The organism is Providencia sp. PROV236 (assembly GCF_033676985.1).
Classification (GTDB): Bacteria; Pseudomonadota; Gammaproteobacteria; order Enterobacterales; family Enterobacteriaceae; genus Providencia; species Providencia manganoxydans.
In genome coordinates, this window is the sequence record NZ_CP096297.1 from 1,605,732 (window position 1) to 1,629,318 (window position 23,587).

Genomic DNA, 23,587 nt, shown 5'->3' on the forward strand with positions numbered 1-23,587 from the left:
GAAACAGTGTTGCCAGCAAATGACTATCGATAACAATACCGAACAAACCCCAATCACTGTAGGAAAACTATTATCTCAGGCTCGTGAACGTATGGGGCTCACGCAAGAGGCGGTCGCTGAGCGTCTTTGTCTTAAGGTGAGTACGGTAAGAGAAATCGATGAAGATATAAAGCCTGCTGGTGTTGAACCCACATTTTTGCGCGGTTATATGCGTTTGTATGCACGCATGGTAAATGTTGCTGAGAGTGAATTAAACGCGTTATTAAAAACCGGTGAACCGATTGCTATGTCAACGGTTTCACCTATGCAAAGCTATTCGTTAGGTAAAAAACGTAAGAAACGTGAAGGCTGGCTAATGAAAGTCACTTGGCTGATTGTGATTTTATTAATTGCAATGGTCGGTGTGTGGTGGTGGCAAGACCATCAGGCACAAAAAAGTGAGTTAACGACGATGGCAAATCAAAATGATTTGATCCTTTCTCAACAAAACAATGTTGAAAACTCAACTGAATCGCCGAGCGACGTTCCTGATAATTCTGCAATTAATGCGCCACTGACCGCGGAAAGTACACCGATTGATTTAGCACCGGCACAACCTATCGATACTCAAGTCATGGAATCGCAGCCTGTTAAAACAGTGCCATTACCAAACGCATCAAATACAACTGTAACAGTCGATCGCGCTCAAACTCATGATGAGCCTGAAGCCGCTCCTGTGGTTCAAGATGCATTAGTGATGAGTTTTAAAGGCCCATGCTGGCTTGAAGTCCGTGATGCTAATAATAAAATTTTGTTTAGTGGCACAAAAAATAATGGCGATAAGCTCGACTTACAAGGTACTCCTCCTTACCGTTTAAATATTGGTGCGCCAGCAAATGTGGATGCACAGTTTAATGGTAATGTTGTTGATTTAAGTCGTTTTATTAAGGCAAATCGCCCTGCTAAATTGAAAGTCCCTGAAGCATAAGGCCAAGGTATAAAGCGAAGAATTGAAGACGTAAACTGTATCCTAAAACATCAAATGTGATAGTTTGCAGTTTACGTTTTTGTGTATAGTGATAATTGAAGCAATGATTATCACGACACAACAGTGTTTAAGAGCACATGGATGTCCGGAGAGTTAAATTAAAATGCATAATGAATCACCGATCAAAAGACGTAAATCCACCCGAATATATGTAGGTAAAGTCCCTATTGGCGATGGTGCACCTATCGCAGTTCAATCTATGACCAATACCCGTACGACAGATGTCGATGCAACGGTACGCCAAATTCAGTCATTAGAGCGTGTCGGTGTTGATATCGTACGTGTTTCTGTTCCGACGATGGATGCTGCCGAGGCATTTAAGTTAATTAAGCAACAGGTTAATGTACCTTTGGTTGCCGATATCCACTTCGATTATCGTATTGCATTAAAAGTGGCGGAATATGGGGTTGATTGTTTACGCATCAACCCGGGTAACATTGGTAGTGAAGAGCGTATTCGTCAAGTTGTTGACTGTGCTCGTCATTACAATATCCCTATTCGTATTGGTGTTAATGGGGGGTCTCTTGAAAAAGATATTCAAGAGAAATATGGTGAACCCACACCTGAAGCATTAGTTGAATCGGCAATGCGCCATGTGGATATTTTAGATAGATTAAACTTCGATCAGTTTAAAGTTAGTGTTAAAGCATCCGATGTTTTTCTTGCCGTTGGCTCATATCGCCTTCTTGCCCAGAAAATTGACCAGCCGTTACACCTAGGTATTACTGAGGCCGGTGGTGCTCGTTCTGGTTCAGTAAAATCGGCGATTGGTCTTGGTATGCTGTTATCTGAAGGGATCGGGGATACGCTGCGTATTTCTCTGGCAGCCGATCCTGTTGAAGAAGTCAAAGTTGGTTTTGATATTCTTAAATCACTGCGTATTCGTTCTCGTGGAATTAACTTTATCGCTTGTCCAACCTGTTCACGCCAAGAGTTTGATGTTATTGGTACTGTGAACGCATTAGAACAGCGTTTAGAAGATATTATTACCCCAATGGATGTTTCAATCATCGGTTGTGTGGTCAATGGCCCCGGCGAGGCAGAGGTATCCACTCTTGGTGTTGCTGGCGCTAAAACGAAAAGTGGTTTCTATGAAGACGGTAAACGTCAGAAAGAGCGTTTCGATAATGATAATATTATCGATCAGCTTGAGGCGAAAATTCGCGCAAAAGCAGCAATGCTGGATGAAAGTAATCGCATAGAGATAAACCAAATAGAAAAATAGTTGTCAAATAACTGGCTCTTTGCGAGCCAGTTTTTGTTTTTATCTCTATTTAGCCTATTAAATCCGCATATTGTAGAGTAAAAACTAACGCTATCTATCGCAAAAGCACAGATAATTCCCGATTGAGCAGGAATATTGTTGTTTGTCGATTGAACCCAATGACATTTCGCTTTTATAATCGAGTTTATTCGATTCTGAAAATAGAGACATAACGTGGCAAAAAATATCCAGGCCGTTCGTGGCATGAACGATTACCTGCCGGCAGACACTCGAGTCTGGCAGAAAATTGAAGCAGTTCTTAAAAATATTTTACAAGGATATAGCTTTAGTGAAATTCGTACCCCGATTGTAGAGCATACCCCGCTATTTAGTAGGGCAATTGGTGAAGTGACCGATGTGGTTGAAAAAGAGATGTATACCTTTATCGATCGCCAAGAAAGCGATAAAGAGCCAATCAGCCTCACTTTGCGCCCTGAAAATACTGCCGGTTGTGTCCGCGCAGGTATAGAGCATGGTTTGCTGTACAATCAGGAACAGCGTTTATGGTATCTTGGGCCAATGTTCCGTCATGAACGTCCGCAAAAAGGGCGTTACCGTCAATTTCACCAGCTGGGAGCAGAAGTTTTTGGTCTAGCCGGCCCTGATATTGATGCTGAAATGATTATGATGACTGCGCGTTGGTGGCGTGCTTTAGGCATCAGTGAACATGTCACGTTAGAGTTGAACTCGATTGGCTCTTTAGAAGCTCGTGCACGTTATCGCGAAGCATTAGTTGAGTTCCTTGAGCAACATAAAGATAAACTCGATGAAGATTGCAAGCGTCGTATGTACACTAACCCAATGCGTGTTTTGGATTCGAAAAATAAAGATGTGCAGACATTACTTAATGACGCACCTGAATTGTTTGAATATTTAGATGATGAATCGCGAGAGCATTTCGATGGTTTATGTAAATTATTGGATGCGGCGGGTATTGGATATCGTGTCAATCAGCGCTTAGTTCGTGGTCTTGATTATTATAACCGCACCGTGTTTGAATGGGTAACAACGGCATTAGGTTCACAAGGTACAGTATGTGCCGGTGGTCGTTATGATGGCCTAGTTGAACAGTTGGGTGGCCGTGCAACACCAGCTGTTGGTTTTGCAATGGGTATGGAACGTATGGTTTTATTAGTTAAAGACCTTAACCCAAGTTTTACTGCTGATGAATCAGTGACCGATGTTTATTTGGCATCATTTGGTGAAAATAGTCAAAAATCAGCGTTAATGTTAGCAGAACAAGTCCGTGATGCGTTACCAACACTGCGTGTGATGACAAACCACGGCGGCGGTAATTTTAAGAAACAATTAGCGCGCGCAGATAAACAAGGCGCTAAAATTGCTTTGATTTTAGGCGATGATGAAATCTTAAATAACCAAGTTGGTGTTAAAGATTTGCGCACAGGTGAGCAAGAAACGATTTCACAACAGCATTTAGCCCAGCGTTTAGCTGAACTGTTAGGTTAAGGAGAGACAAGTGGAAGTCTATACAAACGAAAATGATCAAGTTGATGCGATTAAACGCTTTTTTGCTAATAATGGTGTTGCGTTAGTTGTTGGGCTTGTTTTAGGTGTTGGTGCTGTTTTTGGGTGGAACTATTGGCAGTCTCATAAAACGAATGTACTGCAAGAAAGCGCACAAAAATTTGAAAACGTTAGCACTCAACTGCACTCTGGTTCAGCTCAAGGGATTGAGGCCGCACAAAAATTCGCGGCAGAAACCAATGATGTTTATAGCGCGATGATTGGTTTAGAACTGGCTCAGGTCGCGGTTGATAAAGGCGACTTAGCAATGGCTGAAAAGTCATTAGCAAATGCTTTAGAGAAAGCCAAAACGGAAGATATGGCAGATTTAATTAATTTGCGTTTAGCTAGAGTACAACTTGCGCTTGGTAATGCAGATGCAGCGCTAGCGTCTATTGGTAATATTAAAGCGAAATCATGGCAGGCTGCTGCACAAGATGTTCGTGGGGATGCATTACTTCAAAAAGGTGATATAGCAGGTGCTAAAGCTGCATATACACAAGGGCTAGATAGTGAAGGATCACAGACCCTTAAAGGTCTCCTTACCCTTAAACTGAATAACGTGTCTAATTAATTCATAACATAACGTAGAAAGGAAACGATTAACATGCAGTTGCGGAAAACACTTTTGATTGGCCTAGTCGCTTCAGCTTTACTTGCCGGTTGTTCCAGCGAAACTGATTCTATCGTTATGGCACCACTCCCACAGGTTGAAAATCAATTTACCCCATCTATCGTTTGGGATAAATCAGTCGGTAATGGTGTGGAACAATTTTATTCTGATTTATCGCCAGTTTGGGATGGTAGCTCAATCTATGCGGCTGATCGCAAAGGGTTAGTGAAAGCATTTGAACTGGATAGTGGTAAAGAAATTTGGTCTGTTGATCTTTCTAAGCGTACAGGTTTTCTTTCTGCCAACTTATCTGCACTGCTATCAGGTGGGTTAACCGTTTCTGGTGATCATATTTATATTGGCACTGAGCGTGGAACCGTGATTGCCCTAAACAAAGAAGACGGCTCAGTTGTTTGGGATGTGGAAGTTGCGGGTGAAGCACTTTCTCGTCCGGTCGCCAGTAACGGTTTTGTGATTGTTCATACCAGTAATGGAATGTTACAAGCACTTGATGAGAACAACGGTGAAATCAAATGGACAGTGAATATGGATACCCCATCACTGTCCGTGAGAGGCGAGTCAGCACCAAGTGTGGCATATGGTGCAGCAATTGTGGGTGGTGACAATGGTCGCGTGAGCGCGGTATTACTGTCACAAGGCCAATTAATTTGGCAGCAACGCATTTCTCAAGTGACCAGCTCTACTGAAATTGGTCGCTTGGATGATGTGGATATGACGCCAGTTATTGATGACGGTATGATCTATGCAATTGCTTATAACGGAACGTTAGCTGCATTGGATATGCGTTCAGGCCAAATCAAATGGAAACGCGATCTCGGTTCTGTCAACAATATGGTGTTGTCGGGTGAAAATCTCTACCTTGTTGATCAAAATGACCGTGTTCTATCCGTTCGTAAGAGTGATGGTGTGACATTGTGGACGCAAGAAGGTTTATTAAACCGTAATTTGAGCGCTCCAGAAATGTACAATGGCTACATTGTTGTTGGTGATAAAGAAGGTTATCTGCATTGGTTGGATATGAGCACGGGTGGTTTTGTGGCACAAAACAAGCTCAACAGCTCAGGTATCCATAGCCGCCCTGTGGTAGCCAGTGATAAACTTATGATCCAGACAAGAAACGGCACAGTTTATCTGTTGACGCGTTAATTTTCTGACAAGTCACCAATTTCTCTATAAAATTAACGGTTCCTGATGTAGGAGCCGTTTCGTTTTTTGTTTTTTGTGTTTATTTTAGTCACGACACAAAATTCTTTTAGTTAATTAAAGTAGTGAGGCATCAAATAATGATACCCGTCGTAGCGCTGGTTGGGCGTCCAAACGTAGGAAAATCCACGTTATTTAACCGATTAACCCGTACCCGTGATGCACTGGTAGCGGATTTTCCCGGTCTGACTCGTGATCGTAAATATGGTCGTGCTGAAGTAGAAGGGCATGAATTTATTATTATCGACACCGGTGGTATCGATGGCACCGAGGAAGGTGTCGAAACCCATATGGCTGCGCAATCATTGCAAGCTATTGAAGAAGCTGATGTGGTTCTATTTATGGTCGATGCACGAGCAGGGTTAATGCCTGCGGACGAGGGGATCGCCAAGCATCTACGTAGCCGTAAGAAAAAAACTTATTTAGTTGCCAATAAAACAGATGGTATCGATGCTGATAGTGCAATTGGTGATTTTTATTCTTTAGGTTTAGGTGAAATCCATTCTATTGCTGCATCGCATGGTCGTGGTGTAACACAGTTAATTGAAAAATCACTGAAGCCTTTTATTGAAATCGAAGAAGACGTTGAGCTGACCGAAGAAGAAGAAAATGCCGCTTACTGGGCAGCCCAAGAGGAAAATGCGCAATTCGAGGACGAAGAAGATGATTTTGATCCAACCACATTGCCAATCAAATTGGCGATAGTGGGGCGGCCAAATGTCGGTAAATCTACACTAACAAACCGTATCCTTGGTGAAGACCGTGTTGTGGTATTTGATATGCCAGGTACAACACGTGATAGCATCTATATCCCAATGGAGCGTGATGAACGCGAGTATATTTTGATTGATACGGCAGGGGTCCGTAAACGCGGTAAAGTGACTGAAACTGTTGAAAAATTCTCAGTGATTAAAACATTACAAGCTATCGAAGATGCTAACGTTGTATTGTTGGTTATCGATGCACGCGAAGGGATTTCTGACCAAGACCTATCGTTATTAGGTTTTATTTTGAACGCAGGTCGTTCTTTAGTTATCGCCGTTAATAAATGGGATGGTATGAAGCCTGAAGATCGTGATCATGTAAAAGACATGCTCGAATTACGTCTTGGCTTTGTTGATTTTGCACGTATCCATTTTATTTCTGCATTACATGGTAGTGGTGTTGGTAACTTATTTGAATCTGTTCAAGAAGCTTATGAGTCAGCCACCCGCCGTGTAGGTACGGCTTTACTGACACGTATCATGAAAATGGCGGAAGATGAGCACCAACCACCATTGATCCGTGGTCGTCGCGTTAAAATGAAATATGCGCACGCAGGTGGCCATAACCCACCAATTGTTGTGATCCACGGCAACCAAGTTTCTGATTTACCAGATAGTTATAAACGTTATCTGATGAACTACTTCCGTCGTTCATTACAGGTGATGGGAACACCGATTCGTATTCAATTTAAAGAGGGCGAAAACCCTTATGCAAACAAAAAGAATCAGTTAACGGCCACTCAGCTGCGTAAACGTAAGCGTTTAATGCAGCATTTGAAAAAACGTTAACAATATATACTCTAAATAATTCGAGGCGTAGCATACCTTAACGAAATGCCTGCCTCTTGAAATATGAGGAGTATAGAAGTCACAGAGAATGTGCGCTTCTAACAAGCCGTAATGGTATCCACTGTTACGGCTTTCTAATATTGGGAGAAAAGAGCTCCTGCAATGCAGATTACAGAGGGTAACCATGCAAACTCAATCTTCTACACGTCTTAACAAATACATTAGTGAAAGTGGTATTTGCTCAAGACGTGATGCAGATCGCTACATTGAACAAGGTAATGTTTTTATCAATGGCAAACGCGCGGCTATTGGCGATCAAGTTTTTAGTGGTGATGTTGTCAAAGTGAATGGGCAACTTATTGAACCAAGAAATGAAGAAGATTTGGTGCTAATTGCACTGAACAAGCCAGTTGGTATAGTGAGTACCACCGAAAGTGGCGAAAAAGATAATATTGTCGATTATGTTAACCACAGTAAACGTATTTTCCCTATTGGTCGTCTAGACAAAGACTCACAAGGCTTGATTTTTTTAACTAACCACGGCGATTTGGTTAATAAGATCTTACGCGCTGGCAATGAGCATGAAAAAGAGTATTTGGTTACCGTCAATAAACCCGTGACTGAAGAGTTTATTCGAGGGATGGGAGCTGGCGTACCGATCCTAGGGACGATGACCAAGAAATGTAAGGTGAAAAAAGAAGCACCATTTGTATTTCGTATTACCTTAGTTCAAGGACTTAATCGTCAAATTCGCCGTATGTGTGAACATTTTGGTTTTGAGGTCACGAAATTAGAGCGAGTTAGAATTATGAATGTGGGTCTTTCGGGGATCCCATTAGGGGAGTGGCGAGACTTAACTGATGATGAGTTAATTAAGTTATTTGAAATGATTGAAAAATCAGAAGCAGATGCTAAGCCGAAGAAACCTGTAAAAGCTAAAACACCCGCGAGTGGAAAAGGCAACAGTAAGCCAAACGCAGGAAATAAATCAAAAGCAACAACGGATACTGCATCTCGTAAACGCTTTACGCAACCAGGACGTAAAAAGAAAAAACGTTAATACGATTAACTGTCAGCCGTATCTTATGCTTATGGCTGACAAGTTTTGCCATTACTGGCAGACTAACTTATTTAAAGGATTAAACAAATAGACCAACATCTTCCCAGCTTTTTCTCGTGATATTAGCAACACGGTGATCAAATTTTTGATTTGCAGTGTTAATTGTTGCTTTAGCAAACTCTTTAAATGTTGCGTTTGATCTCAGTGTACTGTCATACATAGTTTGAACCCAAATTTGCCCTGCGACTTCCCATGAATAACCTCCAAGTGCTGTAGCAAGTAAGTAGAAGGCTTTGTTTGGGATCCCTGAGTTAATGTGTACACCACCATTATCTTGATATGCAGACAGATGCATATAATCTTGCATATGACCAACTTGCATATCTTTCATATATTTTCCACCAGAGATTGGAATATTATACCCAGTGCCCGGCTCTTTCATTGAACGTAATGCAGGTGCATGATACTTATCAAGGAACAGATTTTCCCCTAATAGCCAGTTAGATTCATTAGCTCGTTCATTTTGAGCATATTGTTTCACCATTATACCTATAACATCAGCAACAGATTCATTGAGTGCGCCAGATTGGAACCAATAGTCAAAATCAGTTGTGAAGGTTACGAAAGCATGGCTGAGTTCATGGCCAATAATATCGATGTCATTATAAAAGGCACCCATATAGACTCGATCACCATCACCAAAGAAAATGGCTTGTGAATTCCAAAATGCGTTCGCGTAATCTTCACCGTAGTGGATCACCGCATTAATTTGCGAATCACAACCAAATAACTTATCAATGCCTAATTTTTCTTTGTAAAAAGAGCGCACTTTACCAACAGAATCATACACAGTGCGCGCGGCGGTTGAAGGTGCGTTAATGTCACCTTCTTTCATAATGATTGAAAAATCTTCATGTGGCATGTGTAGGACATATGGATTTGGTGCTGAGTTATCTAACGATAGATCAGAGCGTGAACAAATAGGTAAATTAGAATGTGCATGCCAACTAGACTCCTCATTTTGCTGTGCATCTCTAATGATACGTTCATACCGATTACCTGGGCTTGCCACATTCATAAATAAAGATCTTAATAGTTCCTTATCTTCTAAACTGTATGCTTTGCTCATTAATTCATTAACATGAAGTAACGTTGATTTTTTACTTGGTGAGGGTGAATCTTGATACATCTGAGCAACAAGGTAAGGGGGAAGGTAAGAACGACCAAGGATATGACTCATAATAGACTCCATTTTGTTTGTGAGAATGGAATCATAGGCGATGAAGTTGATTATGTAACTAGTTGATAGTTAATCATGTTTATTAAAATTTGCTAATTTTTATCACAAAAGCCGCCAAGCATTTTAGCGACTTTAATGATAGTAATCACTGTCACTATTTATACTCGTCATTTTTCAAGTTGCAGGGCTTTCGTTGAGGTATAAGTGACTACGCTACGCTCGCCAAGTCACAGAGTTTATCTATGCTCCCCATCTATCTTCGCTTGTCGCCTACCTGCATCTTGAATTATTTAGAGTCTATCTAGCCAATTTTTTTTAGTGACTAAAAAATCACTGTATAACTTAGCTTCGGGGCTATTAGGTTCAGGATGATAATCATATTCCCAACGTACGAGTGGCGGCATGGACATTAAAATAGATTCAGTGCGTCCACCGCTTTGCAGACCAAATAATGTGCCTCTATCCCACACTAGGTTAAATTCTACATAGCGCCCGCGTCGATAGAGTTGGAATTGACGTTCTCTGTCTCCCCAAGAATGATGTCGGCGCTTTTCGACAATAGGAACGTAGGCCTCTAAGAAGCCATTACCGACGGCTTGTGTAAATGCAAAACAAGTATCGAAATCAGGTTTGTTCAAATCATCATAAAACAATCCACCAACACCTCTTGGTTCATCGCGATGTTTTAAATAGAAATATTCATCACACCAATCTTTATAGGTTTGATAGGTGTCAGTGCCAAATGGCTCGCACAGATCGCGAGCAACACGGTGCCAATGAATAACATCTTCTTCAAAACCATAGTAGGGTGTTAAATCGAATCCACCACCAAACCACCAAACAGGGTCATGACCTTCTTTTTCGGCAATAAAAAAACGTACATTGGCATGAGTTGTTGGAATGTATGGATTAAGAGGGTGGATCACTAAGGATACCCCCATTGCTTGGTAGCTACGGCCGGCGAGTTCAGGGCGATGCGCTGTTGCTGAAGCAGGCATCTGGTTACCTTGTATATGGGAGAAGTTAACGCCCGCTTGTTCAAAAATAGCGCCTTGCGTTAATACGCGGCTGCGACCGCCACCACCTTCAGCTCTTTCCCATGTTTGCTCTAGGAAGGTTTCCTTACCATCCAGTTCAGTTATTTTTTGGCAAATGGTTTCTTGTAGTTCGAGTAAAAAGGCTTTTACGCGAAAAATATCAGGGTAATTCATTGTTTTCCAATTGAACGGTTGGTAAAAAAAAGTGAGTAAAGTATACCTTTTTGAATTAAAAAAGGCATATTGAATATTGATTGTGCGCCAAAAGCAGTGATAATGGCAGAAAGCTCAGTTAAAACGGGTCATCAATATGGAAATACGTATTTTCCGCCAAAGTGATTTTGAGGAAGTCATCACGCTGTGGGAACGCTGCGACTTAAATGAGTTCGGAGGCGATCCTGAACTTGATATTGAACGCAAATTACAATGTGGTGCTGATTTATTTCTGGTTGCTGAAGTGACAGGAGAGGTTGTTGGTACTGTTATGGGAGGCTATGACGGTATTAAAGGCTCCGCTTGTTATTTAGCGGTTCATCCAGAGTACCGCGGTCGAGGCATTGCAAATGCTTTAATTAGTCGTTTAGAAAAGAAATTACGTGCTAGAGGCTGCGGCAGAATTGAATTACTTGTCAATGAAGAGTCCGATTCAGCGATTTGTATGTTTGAAAAAATGCTTTATGAAGAAGAGCAACCTGCACGCCTTATTTACACTAAAACATTAACAAATGATTTAGATTTTTAGTGTCGGCTGGAATGTTTTTAAAAATAGGTTGTCACAGTAAGCATCAAGTAAATCATTAATAGAGGATGTTATGCCTAAAAGTGCAATTGTGAAGGTTTCTCAGATAACCGCACTGACGAGCGTATTGTTATTGTCTGGTTGCGCAGGCTCAGGAGGATTCTGGTCTTCACTTTCACCGATGAATTGGTTCAGTAGCCCAATAACGGTTAAAGCGGCAGGGGTTGGTGGGATCACTGCTTTTACGCCGATGCAAGCAGATATCATTAAAGAGCGTTTGGATAATCGTTATACCATTCGCAGTGGTATGCAAACCGAGCAAGGTGAAATTGTCACTGTTTTCCAAGGCATTGATGATGATACGGTTAAGGTTGAGGTGATTGGGCCTGAAAAAGGGCACGTTTCACGGGTTATAATTAACGATCCTAAAATTGTCACTGAATGGGGAACAGAAATCGGTTCGCAGTTTAGCGATATTTATGAGAAAGCGTTTGGTGCTTGTAAAATAGCTGAGCCGATTAATGACCAGCCAACAGTCGAGTGCGTTGCGCCGGAAACATCACATATTGTCTATAGCTTTACTGGTAAATGGCAAGGACCTGAAGGTTTAATGCCACCTGACGATGAGTTAAAAAGCTGGACGATCTCGCAAATAACTTGGAAAAAATAATACAAATATTATTTAATCGCGTGCTTTATGGACCAAATAGGAATAAAGCACGTAATTTTATCTTCACTCAATAGTGAGTTAATCAAATCAATCCCATCTATTTCTTACCTGCTGGCAATTATTTGCGTTAAAATAATCTGAGAATTACTTACATATAATAAGAGGTTGATTACATGTCTCATTCTCAGAGCGGTATTCTGAAAGATCACAGTCGTTTCGGCATTTTTATTGAAGCAATGGTGCAAGGAACTTTGGATGAAATTAAATTAGGTTGCCAGCACTTTGTGGATGCGTTGACGCAATTACAAGAACAATATCCAGCCGATCGTTTGGGTGCTGTTGTTGCATTTGGGTCGGATATCTGGAAGCAACTTTCATCATCTGAAAGTGCGCCTGAATTGAAACCATTTCGTCAACTAGGGAAAGGGCTAGCGCCTGCAACCCAACGTGATTTATTTATTCATATTCAATCTCAACGTCATGATATTAACTTCTCGTTAGCTCAAGCGGCGTTAAAAGCATTTGGCTCAGCGATTAAAGTTGAGGAAGAGACTCACGGTTTTCGCTGGGTAGAAGAGCGCGATTTGAGTGGATTTATTGATGGTAGTGAAAATCCACAAGGTGAAGAAATTGCTGAGGTTGCTCTGATTGCCGATGGTATTGATATGGGCGGCAGCTATATTCTTGTTCAGCGTTATGAGCATAGTTTGAAAAAATGGGAGCGCTTCTCTGAGCATGAGCAAGAAAAGATGATTGGTCGCACTAAAAAAGATAGCGTTGAGCTTGATGAAAGTGCCCGTAATGTGACTTCCCACGTTTCACGTGTTGTGGTCGAAGAGGATGGTGAAGAGCTATCTATTATGCGTCATAGCCTACCTTATGGTACTGCGAGTGGTAAGCATGGTTTGTTCTTTGTCGCTTATTGCGCGCGTTTACATAATATTGAACAACAGTTATTAAGTATGTTTGGTGAAAAAGACGGTAAATATGATGATTTGCTGCGTATGACTAAAGCGGTATCAGGTAGTTACTACTTTGCTCCTTCTATTGATAGATTACTTGCACTATAAGCCACAATGATTGTCGCAAGGAAGCGGCAACTCAATTTTGACACAACCTTCCTGTTCCCATTTCACGTTTTCATGAATAGCACTCATCTAACTAACTTCATGATAAAAAACACTATTTCATTGCTTATTGCCATAATGTATTGATTATATCAATTTGATATATTAAATGGCGATTGATAACTACACAGTTATAACCAAAGCAGATAAAGTAAGTTTAACGATGTAGTTTGGGTTTAGTGATAGGTAGGTGTTTAATGAAAAAAGCTTTCTTAAAAAAAACCGCTTTAGCCGGGTTAGCAACCATTTCAGTGATGGGCAGTACACCATTAGTTGCCGCTGAATTACTTAATAGCTCCTATGATATTGCTCGCGAATTATTCGTGGCTTTGAACCCAGAGTTTGAGAAACAGTGGAATGAATTACATCCTGATGACAAAGTGACAATTAAACAGTCACATGCAGGTTCATCCAAGCAAGCACTGGCGATTCTACAAGGGCTAAAAGCCGATGTAGTGACCTATAACCAAGTCACGGATGTACAAATTTTGCATGATAAGGGCAATTTGATCCCTGAAAATTGGCAAGCCCGTTTGCCAAATAACAGCTCACCTTATTATTCCACGATGGCATTTTTAGTACGCAAAGATAATCCAAAAGGGATCAAAACCTGGGATGACCTAGCGCGCTCAGACGTTAAATTAATATTTCCTAACCCAAAAACATCAGGTAATGGCCGCTATACCTATTTAGCTGCTTGGGGGGCTTTCGCACAAGAAAATAAAGGCGACGAGAAGAAAACTCGCGAGCAAATGAAGCAGTTTTTAAAAAATGTCGAAGTATTTGATACAGGAGGCCGTGGTGCAACGACATCTTTTATTGAACGTGGCCTTGGTGATGTATTAATCAGTTTTGAATCAGAAGTGAATAATATCCGCCAGCAATATGGCGAATCAGATTATGAAGTTATCGTCCCGCCAGTGGATATTTTAGCAGAGTTTCCAGTGACGTGGATTGATAAGAATGTGCAGAAAAATGGCACAGAGGATTTAGCAAAAGCGTATCTATATTACTTATATAGCCCAAAAGCCCAAGAAATCATTACCAGTTTTAATTATCGCGTTAACGATAAACAAGTTATGGCTGCGAATAAAGAAAAATTCCCTGAGACACGTTTATTTACTGTGGAATCCCAATTTAAAAGCTGGCCTGCGGTGATGGAAACCCATTTTGCAACTAACGGCGAGTTTGACAAATTGATGGCAGAAGGGCGCCGTTAATGCGTAATTCAGGGAAGCGCTTTTTGCCTGGTTTTGGCCTGACACTAGGCAGCAGTTTGTTCTATACCTGTTTGATCTTACTGCTGCCGTTAAGTGCCTTAGTGATCCAGTTGTCAGAAATGACATGGCAGCAATATTGGGCTGTAGTCAGTTATCCACAAGTCGTCGCAGCATATAAAGTGACTTTGTTGGCAGCGTTAGTGGCGAGCCTATTTAATGCGGTTTTTGGTATGTTGCTAGCATGGATTTTAACCCGTTATCGATTTCCGGGACGGACTTTTTTAGATGGCTTAGTTGATCTGCCTTTTGCATTACCAACGGCAGTGGCTGGTTTAACATTAGCGACTCTATTTGCGACATCGGGTTGGTATGGACAATATTTGCACCAGTTTGATATTAAGGTGGTCAATACTTGGTTAGGTATTGCGGTAGCGATGGCATTTACGAGTATCCCGTTTGTCGTCAGAACGGTACAACCTGTTTTGGAAGAGCTAGGCCCTGAATATGAAGAGGCAGCGCAAACGTTAGGCGCAAGTCGTTGGCAAACTTTTCGTCGGGTAGTATTACCAGAAGTTTCACCTGCATTACTGGCTGGAACGGTACTCTCTTTTACCCGCAGTTTAGGGGAATTTGGCGCTATCATTTTTATTGCAGGTAATATTGCTTGGCAAACCGAAGTCGTTTCATTGATGATTTTTAGCCAATTACAACAGTTTGATTATCCAGCGGCGAGTGCAATCGCATCCGTGATTTTAGCAGCGTCATTATTACTGTTGTTTAGTGTCAATATCGTGCAAAGCCGTTTTGGCAAGCGATTAGGGGGTAAATAAGTGGCTCAAATTACACCAATGACGGCAACTTCACGTCAACCTATTAATTGGGCTAAATGGTTCCTGATCGCTGTTGGCGTATTATTTTCAGTATTATTGCTGGTGGTACCTATTATTTGGATCTTTATGACTGCATTTTCGAAAGGGCTCGATGCAGTTTTACTTAATTTAAATGATTCAGATATGTTGCATGCAATTGGTTTAACCGTGCTGATTGCCTTGATAACCGTTCCAGTAAACTTAATTTTTGGCACTATGCTTGCGTGGCTAGTGACTCGTTTTCAGTTTCCGGGAAGGCAGCTATTACTCACATTGGTTGATATTCCTTTTGCGGTATCGCCAGTGGTTGCAGGTTTACTGTATTTGCTGTTTTACGGGTCTAATAGTTGGTTTGGTGGTTGGCTTGAAGGCTATGACATTCAATTAATGTTTTCGTGGCCAGGTATGGCATTAGTGACTATTTTCGTCACTTGCCCATTTGTAGTCAGAGAATTGGTTCCCCTGATGCTAAGCCAAGGGAGTCAAGAAGATGAAGCCGCTGTTTTATTAGGCGCATCCGGCTGGAAAATGTTCTGGCGGGTGACATTACCGAACATTCGCTGGGCACTGCTATACGGGGTTGTTCTAACCAATGCGAGAGCAATTGGTGAATTTGGTGCAGTTTCTGTGGTATCAGGTGCAATTCGTGGGGAAACCTACACATTGCCATTACAAGTTGAATTACTGCATCAGGACTATAACACCGTGGGCGCATTCACTGCTGCGGCGATCCTTGCTGTAATGGCAATTATCACTTTGATTATTAAAAGTGCATTGCAATGGCATTTGAGCCGGCAGCAATCCGAATCAGGAGTTCATTAACAATGAGTATTCAAATCGAAAAAATCGGCAAATTATTTGCTAAGACGCAAGTGCTGAAAGATATCTCATTAGATATTGCTTCCGGAGAAATGGTAGCTCTACTTGGTCCATCAGGTTCAGGTAAAACAACACTGCTGCGAATTATCGCAGGTTTAGAGCAACACAGCTCAGGTGCTTTACGTTTCCATGGTCAGGATGTCAGTCGCATTCATGCTAAAGATCGCCATGTTGGATTCGTATTTCAGCACTATGCCTTATTCCGTCATATGACCGTATTTGATAATGTTGCTTTTGGTTTAACTGTTATGCCAAGAAAGCAACGTCCATCGTCACAAGCTATTACACAAAAAGTGATGCAATTATTGGAGATGGTACAGCTTGCTCATCTGGCGACACGTTATCCTTCCCAGTTATCTGGAGGGCAAAAACAGCGAGTTGCTTTAGCGAGAGCACTGGCTGTAGAGCCACAAATTTTATTGCTTGATGAGCCTTTTGGTGCCTTAGATGCGCAAGTTCGTGTTGAGCTACGTCGTTGGTTGCGTCAATTGCATGATGAATTGAAATTTACCAGTGTGTTTGTGACTCATGATCAAGAAGAAGCAATGGAAGTTGCTGATAGAATTGTGGTAATGAGCCAAGGCCATATCGAGCAAGTTGGTACACCGGATGAAATTTGGCAGCACCCTGAAACTCGTTTTGTATTAGAGTTTATGGGAGAAGTTAATCAACTTCACGGTCATATCAAAGGTGCTCAGCTACAGATCGATGGTTATGATTTTCCATTACATCATACGAGTGCTCATCAAGGCGAAGTGGATGTATTCTTACGCCCTTGGGATATCAGTTTAGTTAAAGAGGCTGATGAGCAACATCGTTTACCAATTCGCGTAATTGAATCAGGTCCTAGAGGTCATTTTTGGCAGCTAACCGTCCAGCCGATAGGTTGGGGAAATGAACCTTTATCCGTAGTGTGGCAATCCTCTCACTCAATTCCAATGAGGGGGGAACAATATTTCCTTGGTAGTCATAAGGCCAAAATCTATCAAGGTGAAAATGAACTGTTTTTTCCCCAGCTAGCCCAAAGCGCTTAATATCCAATCAGTTACAATTGCGCCAATAAAACGATTTTATTGGCGCAATCCTCGTCTGTTATCTAAATTAGTTGTAAGCCCAATCGATTTTATTAATTATTGATATCTAAGTGAATTTTTTTCATGCGAACTATTTAAGCATAATAGGATATCATTTATAACCATAAGAAAGCGCATTAGAGATAAATGAAATAAGGAATCGATAGTGGCAACTCTGGAACAATTTATTGGTAACACGCCTTTAGTTAAACTTCAGCGCTTAACTGATGGGGTAAATGCTGAAATTTGGGTAAAACTAGAAGGCAATAACCCTGCTGGTTCAGTAAAAGATCGCGCTGCGTTTTCAATGATCACCGAAGCAGAAAAACGAGGTGAAATAACACCCGGTGATACATTGATAGAAGCGACAAGTGGTAACACCGGTATCGCACTTGCCATGATCGCAGCTGTTAAAGGTTATAAACTGAAACTATTGATGCCTGAAAATATGAGTAAAGAGCGCCAAGCATCCATGAAAGCGTATGGCGCTGAATTAATTTTAGTCAGTACAGCAGTGGGTATGGAAGGCGCTCGTGATTTAGCTCAGGAAATGGAATCACGTGGAGAAGGGAAGGTACTCGACCAATTTAATAATCCTGATAACCCTCTAGCACACTTTAACACCACTGGACCAGAAATTTGGCAACAAACACAAGGGCGTATTACGCACTTTGTTTCAAGTATGGGGACAACAGGTACCATTACGGGTGTGAGCCGTTATTTAAAATCACAGTCGCAAGATATACAAGTTGTTGGATTACAACCCGCAGAAAAAAGCCAAATCCCAGGTATTCGCCGCTGGTCACCAGACTATCTTCCGGGTATTTTTGACCAAAACTTAGTTGATAGTGTGTTAGATATCAATCAGCAAGAGGCTGAAGACACGATGAGGGCGCTTGCCAAACGTGAAGGTATCTTTTGTGGTGTTAGCTCTGGTGGAGCGGTTGCAGGGGCGCTGAGAGTCGCTAAAGCGGAGCCTAATGCCGTGATTGTGGCGATTATTTGTGACCGAGGCGACCGTTATCTCTCAACAGGTGTGTTTGATTAGTCGCTGAATATCATAAAAAAACCATCAGTAGCATAAGCTATCTGATGGTTTTATTCTATCGTCAAAGACGATGAGATTATTTCTTAACGCGCATCACAACGGTTTCACCAACAGTCACGGTACCGCTAAGCTTAGTCAGTTCTTTAATTTCATCCATGTTAGAAATAACGACAGGGGTTAAAACTGATTTTGCTTTCTCTTCTAGTAATGCGAGATCAAACTCGATAACTAAATCGCCTTTTTTAACTGTTTGGCCTTCTTCAGCAATACGCTTAAAGCCTTCACCTTTTAGCTCAACAGTATCAATACCGAAGTGAACAAATAGTTCAATGCCATCATCCGATTCAATGGAAAACGCATGGTTAGTTTCAAAAATCTTACCAATAGTCCCATCTACAGGAGCGACAATTTTGTTACCCGCAGGTTTGATAGCAATACCATCACCAACAATTTTCTCAGCGAAAACAACGTCGGGAACGTCTTCAATATTGACGATTTCACCTGATAAAGGTGCGATAATTTCAATACTGCCACTGCTATTTTTATCATCCGAAACCAGTGATTTCAGTTTGTCAAACAGACCCATGGATCTTCTCCTAATCGTTTTATATGGGACCGAAACTAATGTGCTGTTTCTATTGTGCTACCCCTAGCATAACGTTTTTTCTTGGATAAAGGTATCGACAAGTTTCATTAATTCATCCGCAGTAGGTTGAGCAAGTGCCTGTTCAGCTAATGCTTTAGTATCTGCAAAGTTTGCATTACGAATTAATTTTTTAATACGAGGGATTGCAATTGCACTCATACTAAACTCATCTAATCCCATGCCAAGCAACAATAAGGTTGCACGTTCGTCTCCTGCTAGCTCGCCACACATTCCTGTCCATTTACCTTCCGCATGTGATGCGTCAATAACCTGTTTAATTAGGTTTAAAACCGCAGGTGACATCGGATTGTAGAGGTGAGAAATCAGCTCATTACCACGGTCAACAGCTAGAGTATATTGAGTGAGATCGTTCGTCCCAATACTGAAAAAGTCAACTTCTTTCGCTAAATGATGAGCAATCACTGCGGCCGCTGGTGTTTCCACCATGACACCAACCTCAATTGATTCATCAAAGGCTTTGCCTTCTTCACGTAATTGACCTTTTAGCATCTCAAGTTCTGCTTTTAGTTCACGCACTTCCTCAACGGAAATAATCATCGGGAACATAATACGCAGTTTACCAAAACTTGAGGCTCTTAAAATAGCTCTTAACTGAGAATGTAGAATTTCTTTACGATCAAGGCAAATACGAATTGCACGCCAACCTAAGAATGGATTCTCTTCTTTAGGTAAGTTCATGTATGGTAAATCTTTATCACCACCAATATCCATGGTACGTACAATGACCGCTTGGCTGCCCATGGCTTCAGCAACCGCTTTATACGCTTGGAACTGCTCTTCTTCGGTTGGCAGAGAATCTCTGTCCATAAATAAGAATTCTGTGCGGTATAAACCAACACCTTCAGCCCCATTGCGTTCTGCGCCCGCAACATCACGTACCGTACCAATGTTTGCACACACTTCGACTTGATGGCCATCAAGTGTGATTGCTGGCAAATCTTTTAGCTTAGCAAGCTCATTTTTTTCTTGTTGGTATTCTTCATTGAATTTTTTCAGTTTATCAATTTCTTGATCTGATGGATTCAAATAAATGTGGTTATTTACGCCATCCAGGATGATGTAGTCGCCATTTTTAATTTTCGTTGTGGCATCTGAAGTACCAACAATTGCAGGTAGTTCAAGTGAACGCGCCATAATAGATGTATGCGAGGTGCGGCCACCTAAATCAGTGATAAAACCGAGCACTTTATCAAGATTCAGTTGCGCGGTTTCAGAAGGGGTCAAGTCAGCAGCGACAAGGATCACTTCTTTATCGATAGCGCTTAAATCAACAATTGGCATGCGCAGGATGTTTTTTAATAAACGCTTACCAATATCACGTACATCTGCTGCACGTTCTTTCAAATACTCATCATCAAGTGCTTCAAGGGCTTGTGCTTGATCTTCAATCACAGAATGAACAGCGGCATCCGCTGTTTTTTTGTCACTTTTAATTAGCGTAACAATTTCTTGCTCAAGCTCTTCATCTTCCAACAGCATAATATGGCCTTCAAAAATCTCAGCTTTTTCTGCACCAAGGTTTTTTTCGGCTTTTTCTTTGATGAGGCTGAGTTGTTCGGCTGATTTGTTGCGTCCATCAATAAAGCGTTGGATCTCGGTTTCTATCTGGTCATCAGCAATTTTTTTAGTGCTAACAATGATAGGGTCTTCTTTGAGGAGTAAAGCCTGACCAAAAGCAAAACCTGGGGATACTAAAATTCCTGAAATCATATTATTACCTTACTACTGCGGCTCGGTGTTCTGATGTTGAAGAGATAACAGCAAGCTTGTCAATCTGTAAACTGATATCCCTAAATGTAGACTCGCAATACTTCAAGCTGCGGCGTCTTGCTTTAAGATATGGTGGCTATGCTTATTGGGACTAGTCACATAATTGTCGATGATCCTAGGTCGTTACGCACTTGCCACCTCGCTACATTGCAAAATATTTAGAGCTAAATATTTAGGGATGGAGAATTAACTCAGTAACACTGGTTCTCTTGCTCGGCAAGATTATTCCAGCTCACCCATCAGTTTAACTAAATGTTCTACTGCTTGTTTTTCATCTTCACCTTCGGCTGAAATGGTTACAACAGTACCTTGAGTTAACCCCAGAGTTTGTAGCTTGAATAGGCTTTTTGCGCTGGCTGATTTGCCACCTGAAATCAAAGTGATATCAGAAGTGAATGCTTTAGCTTCTTTCACAAATTGAGCGGCAGGGCGTGTATGTAAGCCATTTGGTGCTGTAATAGTGACTTCTTGCTGGAACATATTATTTCCTCAATAACTTAGTTTTTTATTAGTGTAGTTGATTTAACTTAGGTTTGTATACTCACTTGTCATACGACAGTTTCAAGTTGAACTGTGCATGACTGAGTGTGCCTAGTTAGATTATTAACGGTTAAAAAGGTTTCCGACTTTGTCGAATATCAACCTTTTTTCAGTTTACAGCCTAAATAATACCAGTTCGACAATCAAATTTTTTGATTTAAATTGGATTAATTTCGAGGCTCAAAATAATTACTATGTTTAATACTAGACCCTCGATTAGAAATCATCTCAATACGTGCTAAAGTTTGATCCATACCACAAAAAAAGCACCAACAAGGTGCTTTTTTAACGAATAGTTAACGCTTTTAAAATTAATCTGCTGCAAGATCGGCGAATAACACAGTTGAAAGATAACGCTCACCCGAAGAAGGTAATATCACAACGATATTTTTATCTTTAAACTCAGGTTCTGCTGCCAATTTAACGGCGGCAGCAACAGCAGCGCCTGAAGAGATCCCCGCAAGAATGCCTTCATTTTCCATTAACGCGCGTGCAGTTTTGATAGCTTCGTCATCACTGATTTTAAATACTTTATCAATCAGTGAAACATCCAAGTTACCTGGAATAAATCCAGCCCCAATGCCTTGAATTTTATGAGGACCTGGTTTCACCTCTTCACCCGCTAGCGTTTGGCTGATCACCGGTGAGGTTTCTGGCTCAACAGCAACGATAGTGACATCTTTGCCTTTAGTTTTCTTTAAATAACGGCCAATTCCTGTGATAGTTCCGCCGGTTCCAACGCCCGCAATAACGGCATCTACTTGACCGTCGGTATCTTCCCAAATTTCAGGTCCTGTGGTTTTTTCGTGAATTTCAGGGTTTGCTGGGTTATTAAACTGCTGTAGCAAAATATATTTATTTGTGTCACTTTTAACGATTTCTTCTGCTTTTTCGATAGCGCCTTTCATACCTTTAGCGCCTTCAGTTAAAACAAGGTTGGCGCCGAGTGCTTTTAGCAGTTTGCGTCGTTCAATACTCATCGTTTCAGGCATGGTTAGGGTTAATTTATAACCTCTTGCAGCTGCAACATAAGCTAATGCAATACCTGTATTACCACTAGTTGGTTCAACGAGTTCTTTATCTTGAGTTAGAATTCCTTTTTTCTCAGCATCCCAAATCATATTCGCACCAATACGACATTTGACGCTAAAACTTGGATTGCGCGATTCAACTTTCGCTAAAATATTGCCATTTCCGAAATGTTTTAAGCGTACTAATGGGGTATGACCAATGGTTAGCGAATTATCATCATAAATTTTACTCATGGGATATCCTTATAATAGTCAATTAGGGCCGAGAATTGGATGTAAGGTTGATCCCAAAATACGCGAACAAACCTTTATTGCAAATATGAATTACCTATATACTTATATCTTTAAGTTATTTTGAACAGATATATTTTAGTAAAAGGTTATGACAAAAATGGCGAATATAGCAAGAGAACAAAGGGAGGAATGAGTAAAAACGCGAGCTATTTATCAATAACATCGCGTTTTATTGTAGAGAGATTAGTAACGTGCGTAGCGAGCGCGATAACGGTCAACCCACATTAAGGTTGCGCCACATACAGCGACAGGCATGATCAGCAAGTTAAGGATTGGGATCATCATCAATACGCTAACTGCACCGCCAAATTGAATATTATTCATACGGTCTTTTGACAACGCTTGTTTCATATCGTTAAAGCCAACACGATGGTTATCAAACGGGTAGTCACAATACTGAATTGACATCATCCAAGCGCCGAATAGGAACCAAAGAATTGGTGCAACGGTTTGCCCGATACCTGGGATGAAAAACAAAATGAGTAAACCAATAGCGCGGGGTAGGTAGTAGCCAATTCTCACGAACTCACGTTTTATCATTCGTGGAACGTCTTTTGCGACATCAATGATGCCCCCATCAGGTGCAGGGATACCGGTTAACTCAGACTCAAGTTTTTCAGATAGCCAACCGTTAAATGGTGCTGCGATAATATTGGCAACGGTACTAAAAAAATAAGTAAATATGAGCAAGATTGATATAACAGCAATTGGCCAAATGAGATAATCAAGCCATTGTAGCCAGCTTGGGATATAACTCATGACTTGAGCAATCCAGTCGCCGAGCTTGCTATATAACCACCAAAATGCGCCACCAAGTAAAATAATATTGGCTAAAAGCGGCAAAATAACAAAACGTTTAATTCCTGGGCGCGTGACTAAGCGCCATCCTTGTGCGAAGTAGTAAAAGCCTGAATGGCTTTTTTGTTGCGGATCTGTCGATTGGATCATACTTCTTCTTCTCTCCTTTACGGTTGACCATGTATCATATAGGTAGGATTTTAGGCTGGCTAGTCAGTATTTGCTTAAAAAAACAGCAAACGAAAGCAGAATTGTCTCTTTCTTATAAGAAAATCGTTCAGAGGGTTGCACTTAGCACGTTTGCCAAATAATCTTAAGGT

22 protein-coding genes are annotated in these 23,587 nt (G+C 41.1%); 15 read left to right on the forward strand and 7 right to left on the reverse strand.

Annotated features, from left to right (window positions below; genetic code table 11):
- The first annotated feature begins 19 nt into the window (after positions 1 to 19).
- The 7 genes from rodZ to rluF all read left to right on the forward strand — a co-directional run bounded on the left by rodZ (position 20) and on the right by rluF (position 8,265).
- Entirely contained in the window at positions 20 to 967 is a 948-nt protein-coding gene (gene rodZ / locus M1E96_RS06945; protein ID WP_272581189.1) for a cytoskeleton protein RodZ, read from the forward strand.
- 163 nt (positions 968 to 1,130) lie between these two features.
- Complete coding sequence (ispG, locus tag M1E96_RS06950) at positions 1,131 to 2,252, forward strand: flavodoxin-dependent (E)-4-hydroxy-3-methylbut-2-enyl-diphosphate synthase (RefSeq protein ID WP_070930067.1); 1,122 nt, start codon at positions 1,131 to 1,133, stop codon at positions 2,250 to 2,252.
- 213 nt (positions 2,253 to 2,465) lie between these two features.
- The gene (gene hisS / locus M1E96_RS06955; protein WP_319066159.1) at positions 2,466 to 3,758 is read left to right on the forward strand and encodes a histidine--tRNA ligase; all 1,293 of its coding nucleotides are present in this window, start codon (positions 2,466 to 2,468) and stop codon (positions 3,756 to 3,758) included.
- Positions 3,759 to 3,768: 10 nt separating this feature from the next.
- Positions 3,769 to 4,389, forward strand: a complete 621-nt coding sequence (locus M1E96_RS06960) for a tetratricopeptide repeat protein (protein WP_070930068.1) — start codon at positions 3,769 to 3,771, stop codon at positions 4,387 to 4,389.
- Positions 4,390 to 4,422: 33 nt separating this feature from the next.
- Positions 4,423 to 5,595, forward strand: a complete 1,173-nt coding sequence (gene bamB / locus M1E96_RS06965) for an outer membrane protein assembly factor BamB (RefSeq protein WP_070930069.1) — start codon at positions 4,423 to 4,425, stop codon at positions 5,593 to 5,595.
- Between the two features lie 137 nt (positions 5,596 to 5,732).
- The gene (der, locus tag M1E96_RS06970) at positions 5,733 to 7,205 is read left to right on the forward strand and encodes a ribosome biogenesis GTPase Der (RefSeq protein ID WP_272581187.1); all 1,473 of its coding nucleotides are present in this window, start codon (positions 5,733 to 5,735) and stop codon (positions 7,203 to 7,205) included.
- Positions 7,206 to 7,389: 184 nt separating this feature from the next.
- Positions 7,390 to 8,265, forward strand: a complete 876-nt coding sequence (gene rluF, locus M1E96_RS06975; RefSeq protein WP_070930071.1) for a 23S rRNA pseudouridine(2604) synthase RluF — start codon at positions 7,390 to 7,392, stop codon at positions 8,263 to 8,265.
- 79 nt (positions 8,266 to 8,344) lie between these two features.
- Here rluF and M1E96_RS06980 read toward each other — a convergent pair whose 3' ends face one another.
- The gene (locus M1E96_RS06980; protein WP_272581186.1) at positions 8,345 to 9,505 is read right to left on the reverse strand and encodes a M4 family metallopeptidase; all 1,161 of its coding nucleotides are present in this window, start codon (positions 9,503 to 9,505) and stop codon (positions 8,345 to 8,347) included.
- 290 nt (positions 9,506 to 9,795) lie between these two features.
- Positions 9,796 to 10,716, reverse strand: coding sequence for an oxygen-dependent coproporphyrinogen oxidase (gene hemF, locus M1E96_RS06985; protein ID WP_272581185.1), 921 nt, complete (start codon positions 10,714 to 10,716; stop codon positions 9,796 to 9,798).
- A 136-nt stretch (positions 10,717 to 10,852) separates the two neighbouring features.
- Here hemF and M1E96_RS06990 point away from each other — a divergent pair, with 136 nt between their 5' ends.
- The 8 genes from M1E96_RS06990 (at position 10,853) to cysM (ending at position 18,167) form a co-directional block, all read left to right on the forward strand.
- Entirely contained in the window at positions 10,853 to 11,284 is a 432-nt protein-coding gene (locus M1E96_RS06990) for a GNAT family acetyltransferase (RefSeq protein WP_070930074.1), read from the forward strand.
- A 70-nt stretch (positions 11,285 to 11,354) separates the two neighbouring features.
- Entirely contained in the window at positions 11,355 to 11,951 is a 597-nt protein-coding gene (locus M1E96_RS06995; RefSeq protein WP_272581184.1) for an RpoE-regulated lipoprotein, read from the forward strand.
- A gap of 173 nt (positions 11,952 to 12,124) precedes the next feature.
- Entirely contained in the window at positions 12,125 to 13,021 is an 897-nt protein-coding gene (locus M1E96_RS07000; RefSeq protein WP_070930076.1) for a Dyp-type peroxidase, read from the forward strand.
- A 254-nt stretch (positions 13,022 to 13,275) separates the two neighbouring features.
- A complete protein-coding gene (locus tag M1E96_RS07005; RefSeq protein ID WP_070930077.1) occupies positions 13,276 to 14,298 on the forward strand; it encodes a sulfate ABC transporter substrate-binding protein in 1,023 nt (340 codons plus the stop codon).
- A complete protein-coding gene (gene cysT / locus M1E96_RS07010) occupies positions 14,298 to 15,128 on the forward strand; it encodes a sulfate/thiosulfate ABC transporter permease CysT (protein ID WP_140180350.1) in 831 nt (276 codons plus the stop codon). The genes M1E96_RS07005 and cysT overlap by 1 nt, the downstream gene beginning before the upstream one ends.
- A gap of 18 nt (positions 15,129 to 15,146) precedes the next feature.
- Positions 15,147 to 15,989, forward strand: a complete 843-nt coding sequence (gene cysW / locus M1E96_RS07015) for a sulfate/thiosulfate ABC transporter permease CysW (protein ID WP_175442603.1) — start codon at positions 15,147 to 15,149, stop codon at positions 15,987 to 15,989.
- A 2-nt stretch (positions 15,990 to 15,991) separates the two neighbouring features.
- Positions 15,992 to 17,080, forward strand: coding sequence for a sulfate/thiosulfate ABC transporter ATP-binding protein CysA (gene cysA, locus M1E96_RS07020; protein ID WP_140180352.1), 1,089 nt, complete (start codon positions 15,992 to 15,994; stop codon positions 17,078 to 17,080).
- Between the two features lie 205 nt (positions 17,081 to 17,285).
- Positions 17,286 to 18,167 carry a cysteine synthase CysM gene (cysM, locus tag M1E96_RS07025; protein ID WP_272581183.1) on the forward strand — a complete coding sequence of 294 codons (882 nt, stop codon included), beginning with the start codon at positions 17,286 to 17,288 and terminating at the stop codon, positions 18,165 to 18,167.
- A gap of 76 nt (positions 18,168 to 18,243) precedes the next feature.
- On the opposite strand, the gene crr is transcribed toward cysM, so the two are convergent.
- From crr to cysZ, 5 genes are all read right to left on the reverse strand, one after another.
- Positions 18,244 to 18,753, reverse strand: coding sequence for a PTS glucose transporter subunit IIA (gene crr, locus M1E96_RS07030; protein ID WP_070930081.1), 510 nt, complete (start codon positions 18,751 to 18,753; stop codon positions 18,244 to 18,246).
- A gap of 63 nt (positions 18,754 to 18,816) precedes the next feature.
- Positions 18,817 to 20,544, reverse strand: a complete 1,728-nt coding sequence (gene ptsI / locus M1E96_RS07035) for a phosphoenolpyruvate-protein phosphotransferase PtsI (protein ID WP_070930082.1) — start codon at positions 20,542 to 20,544, stop codon at positions 18,817 to 18,819.
- Between the two features lie 282 nt (positions 20,545 to 20,826).
- Positions 20,827 to 21,084 (reverse strand): phosphocarrier protein Hpr, encoded by a 258-nt coding sequence (ptsH, locus tag M1E96_RS07040; protein WP_008910625.1) that lies wholly within the window; start codon positions 21,082 to 21,084, stop codon positions 20,827 to 20,829.
- Positions 21,085 to 21,455: 371 nt separating this feature from the next.
- Entirely contained in the window at positions 21,456 to 22,409 is a 954-nt protein-coding gene (cysK, locus tag M1E96_RS07045; protein WP_272581182.1) for a cysteine synthase A, read from the reverse strand.
- Between the two features lie 243 nt (positions 22,410 to 22,652).
- Positions 22,653 to 23,417, reverse strand: coding sequence for a sulfate transporter CysZ (gene cysZ / locus M1E96_RS07050; protein WP_140180356.1), 765 nt, complete (start codon positions 23,415 to 23,417; stop codon positions 22,653 to 22,655).
- Positions 23,418 to 23,587 lie beyond the last annotated feature (170 nt).

Coding starts and splice junctions, on each gene's coding strand:
- rodZ (WP_272581189.1), top strand. CDS start 20: ATGACTATCGATAACAATACCGAACAAACCCCAATCACTGTAGGAAAA.
- ispG (WP_070930067.1), top strand. CDS start 1,131: ATGCATAATGAATCACCGATCAAAAGACGTAAATCCACCCGAATATAT.
- bamB (WP_070930069.1), top strand. CDS start 4,423: ATGCAGTTGCGGAAAACACTTTTGATTGGCCTAGTCGCTTCAGCTTTA.
- der (WP_272581187.1), top strand. CDS start 5,733: ATGATACCCGTCGTAGCGCTGGTTGGGCGTCCAAACGTAGGAAAATCC.
- rluF (WP_070930071.1), top strand. CDS start 7,390: ATGCAAACTCAATCTTCTACACGTCTTAACAAATACATTAGTGAAAGT.
- M1E96_RS06980 (WP_272581186.1), bottom strand. CDS start 9,505: ATGAGTCATATCCTTGGTCGTTCTTACCTTCCCCCTTACCTTGTTGCT.
- hemF (WP_272581185.1), bottom strand. CDS start 10,716: ATGAATTACCCTGATATTTTTCGCGTAAAAGCCTTTTTACTCGAACTA.
- M1E96_RS06990 (WP_070930074.1), top strand. CDS start 10,853: ATGGAAATACGTATTTTCCGCCAAAGTGATTTTGAGGAAGTCATCACG.
- M1E96_RS06995 (WP_272581184.1), top strand. CDS start 11,355: ATGCCTAAAAGTGCAATTGTGAAGGTTTCTCAGATAACCGCACTGACG.
- M1E96_RS07000 (WP_070930076.1), top strand. CDS start 12,125: ATGTCTCATTCTCAGAGCGGTATTCTGAAAGATCACAGTCGTTTCGGC.
- M1E96_RS07005 (WP_070930077.1), top strand. CDS start 13,276: ATGAAAAAAGCTTTCTTAAAAAAAACCGCTTTAGCCGGGTTAGCAACC.
- cysT (WP_140180350.1), top strand. CDS start 14,298: ATGCGTAATTCAGGGAAGCGCTTTTTGCCTGGTTTTGGCCTGACACTA.
- cysW (WP_175442603.1), top strand. CDS start 15,147: ATGACGGCAACTTCACGTCAACCTATTAATTGGGCTAAATGGTTCCTG.
- cysA (WP_140180352.1), top strand. CDS start 15,992: ATGAGTATTCAAATCGAAAAAATCGGCAAATTATTTGCTAAGACGCAA.
- crr (WP_070930081.1), bottom strand. CDS start 18,753: ATGGGTCTGTTTGACAAACTGAAATCACTGGTTTCGGATGATAAAAAT.
- ptsI (WP_070930082.1), bottom strand. CDS start 20,544: ATGATTTCAGGAATTTTAGTATCCCCAGGTTTTGCTTTTGGTCAGGCT.
- ptsH (WP_008910625.1), bottom strand. CDS start 21,084: ATGTTCCAGCAAGAAGTCACTATTACAGCACCAAATGGCTTACATACA.
- cysK (WP_272581182.1), bottom strand. CDS start 22,409: ATGAGTAAAATTTATGATGATAATTCGCTAACCATTGGTCATACCCCA.
- cysZ (WP_140180356.1), bottom strand. CDS start 23,417: ATGATCCAATCGACAGATCCGCAACAAAAAAGCCATTCAGGCTTTTAC.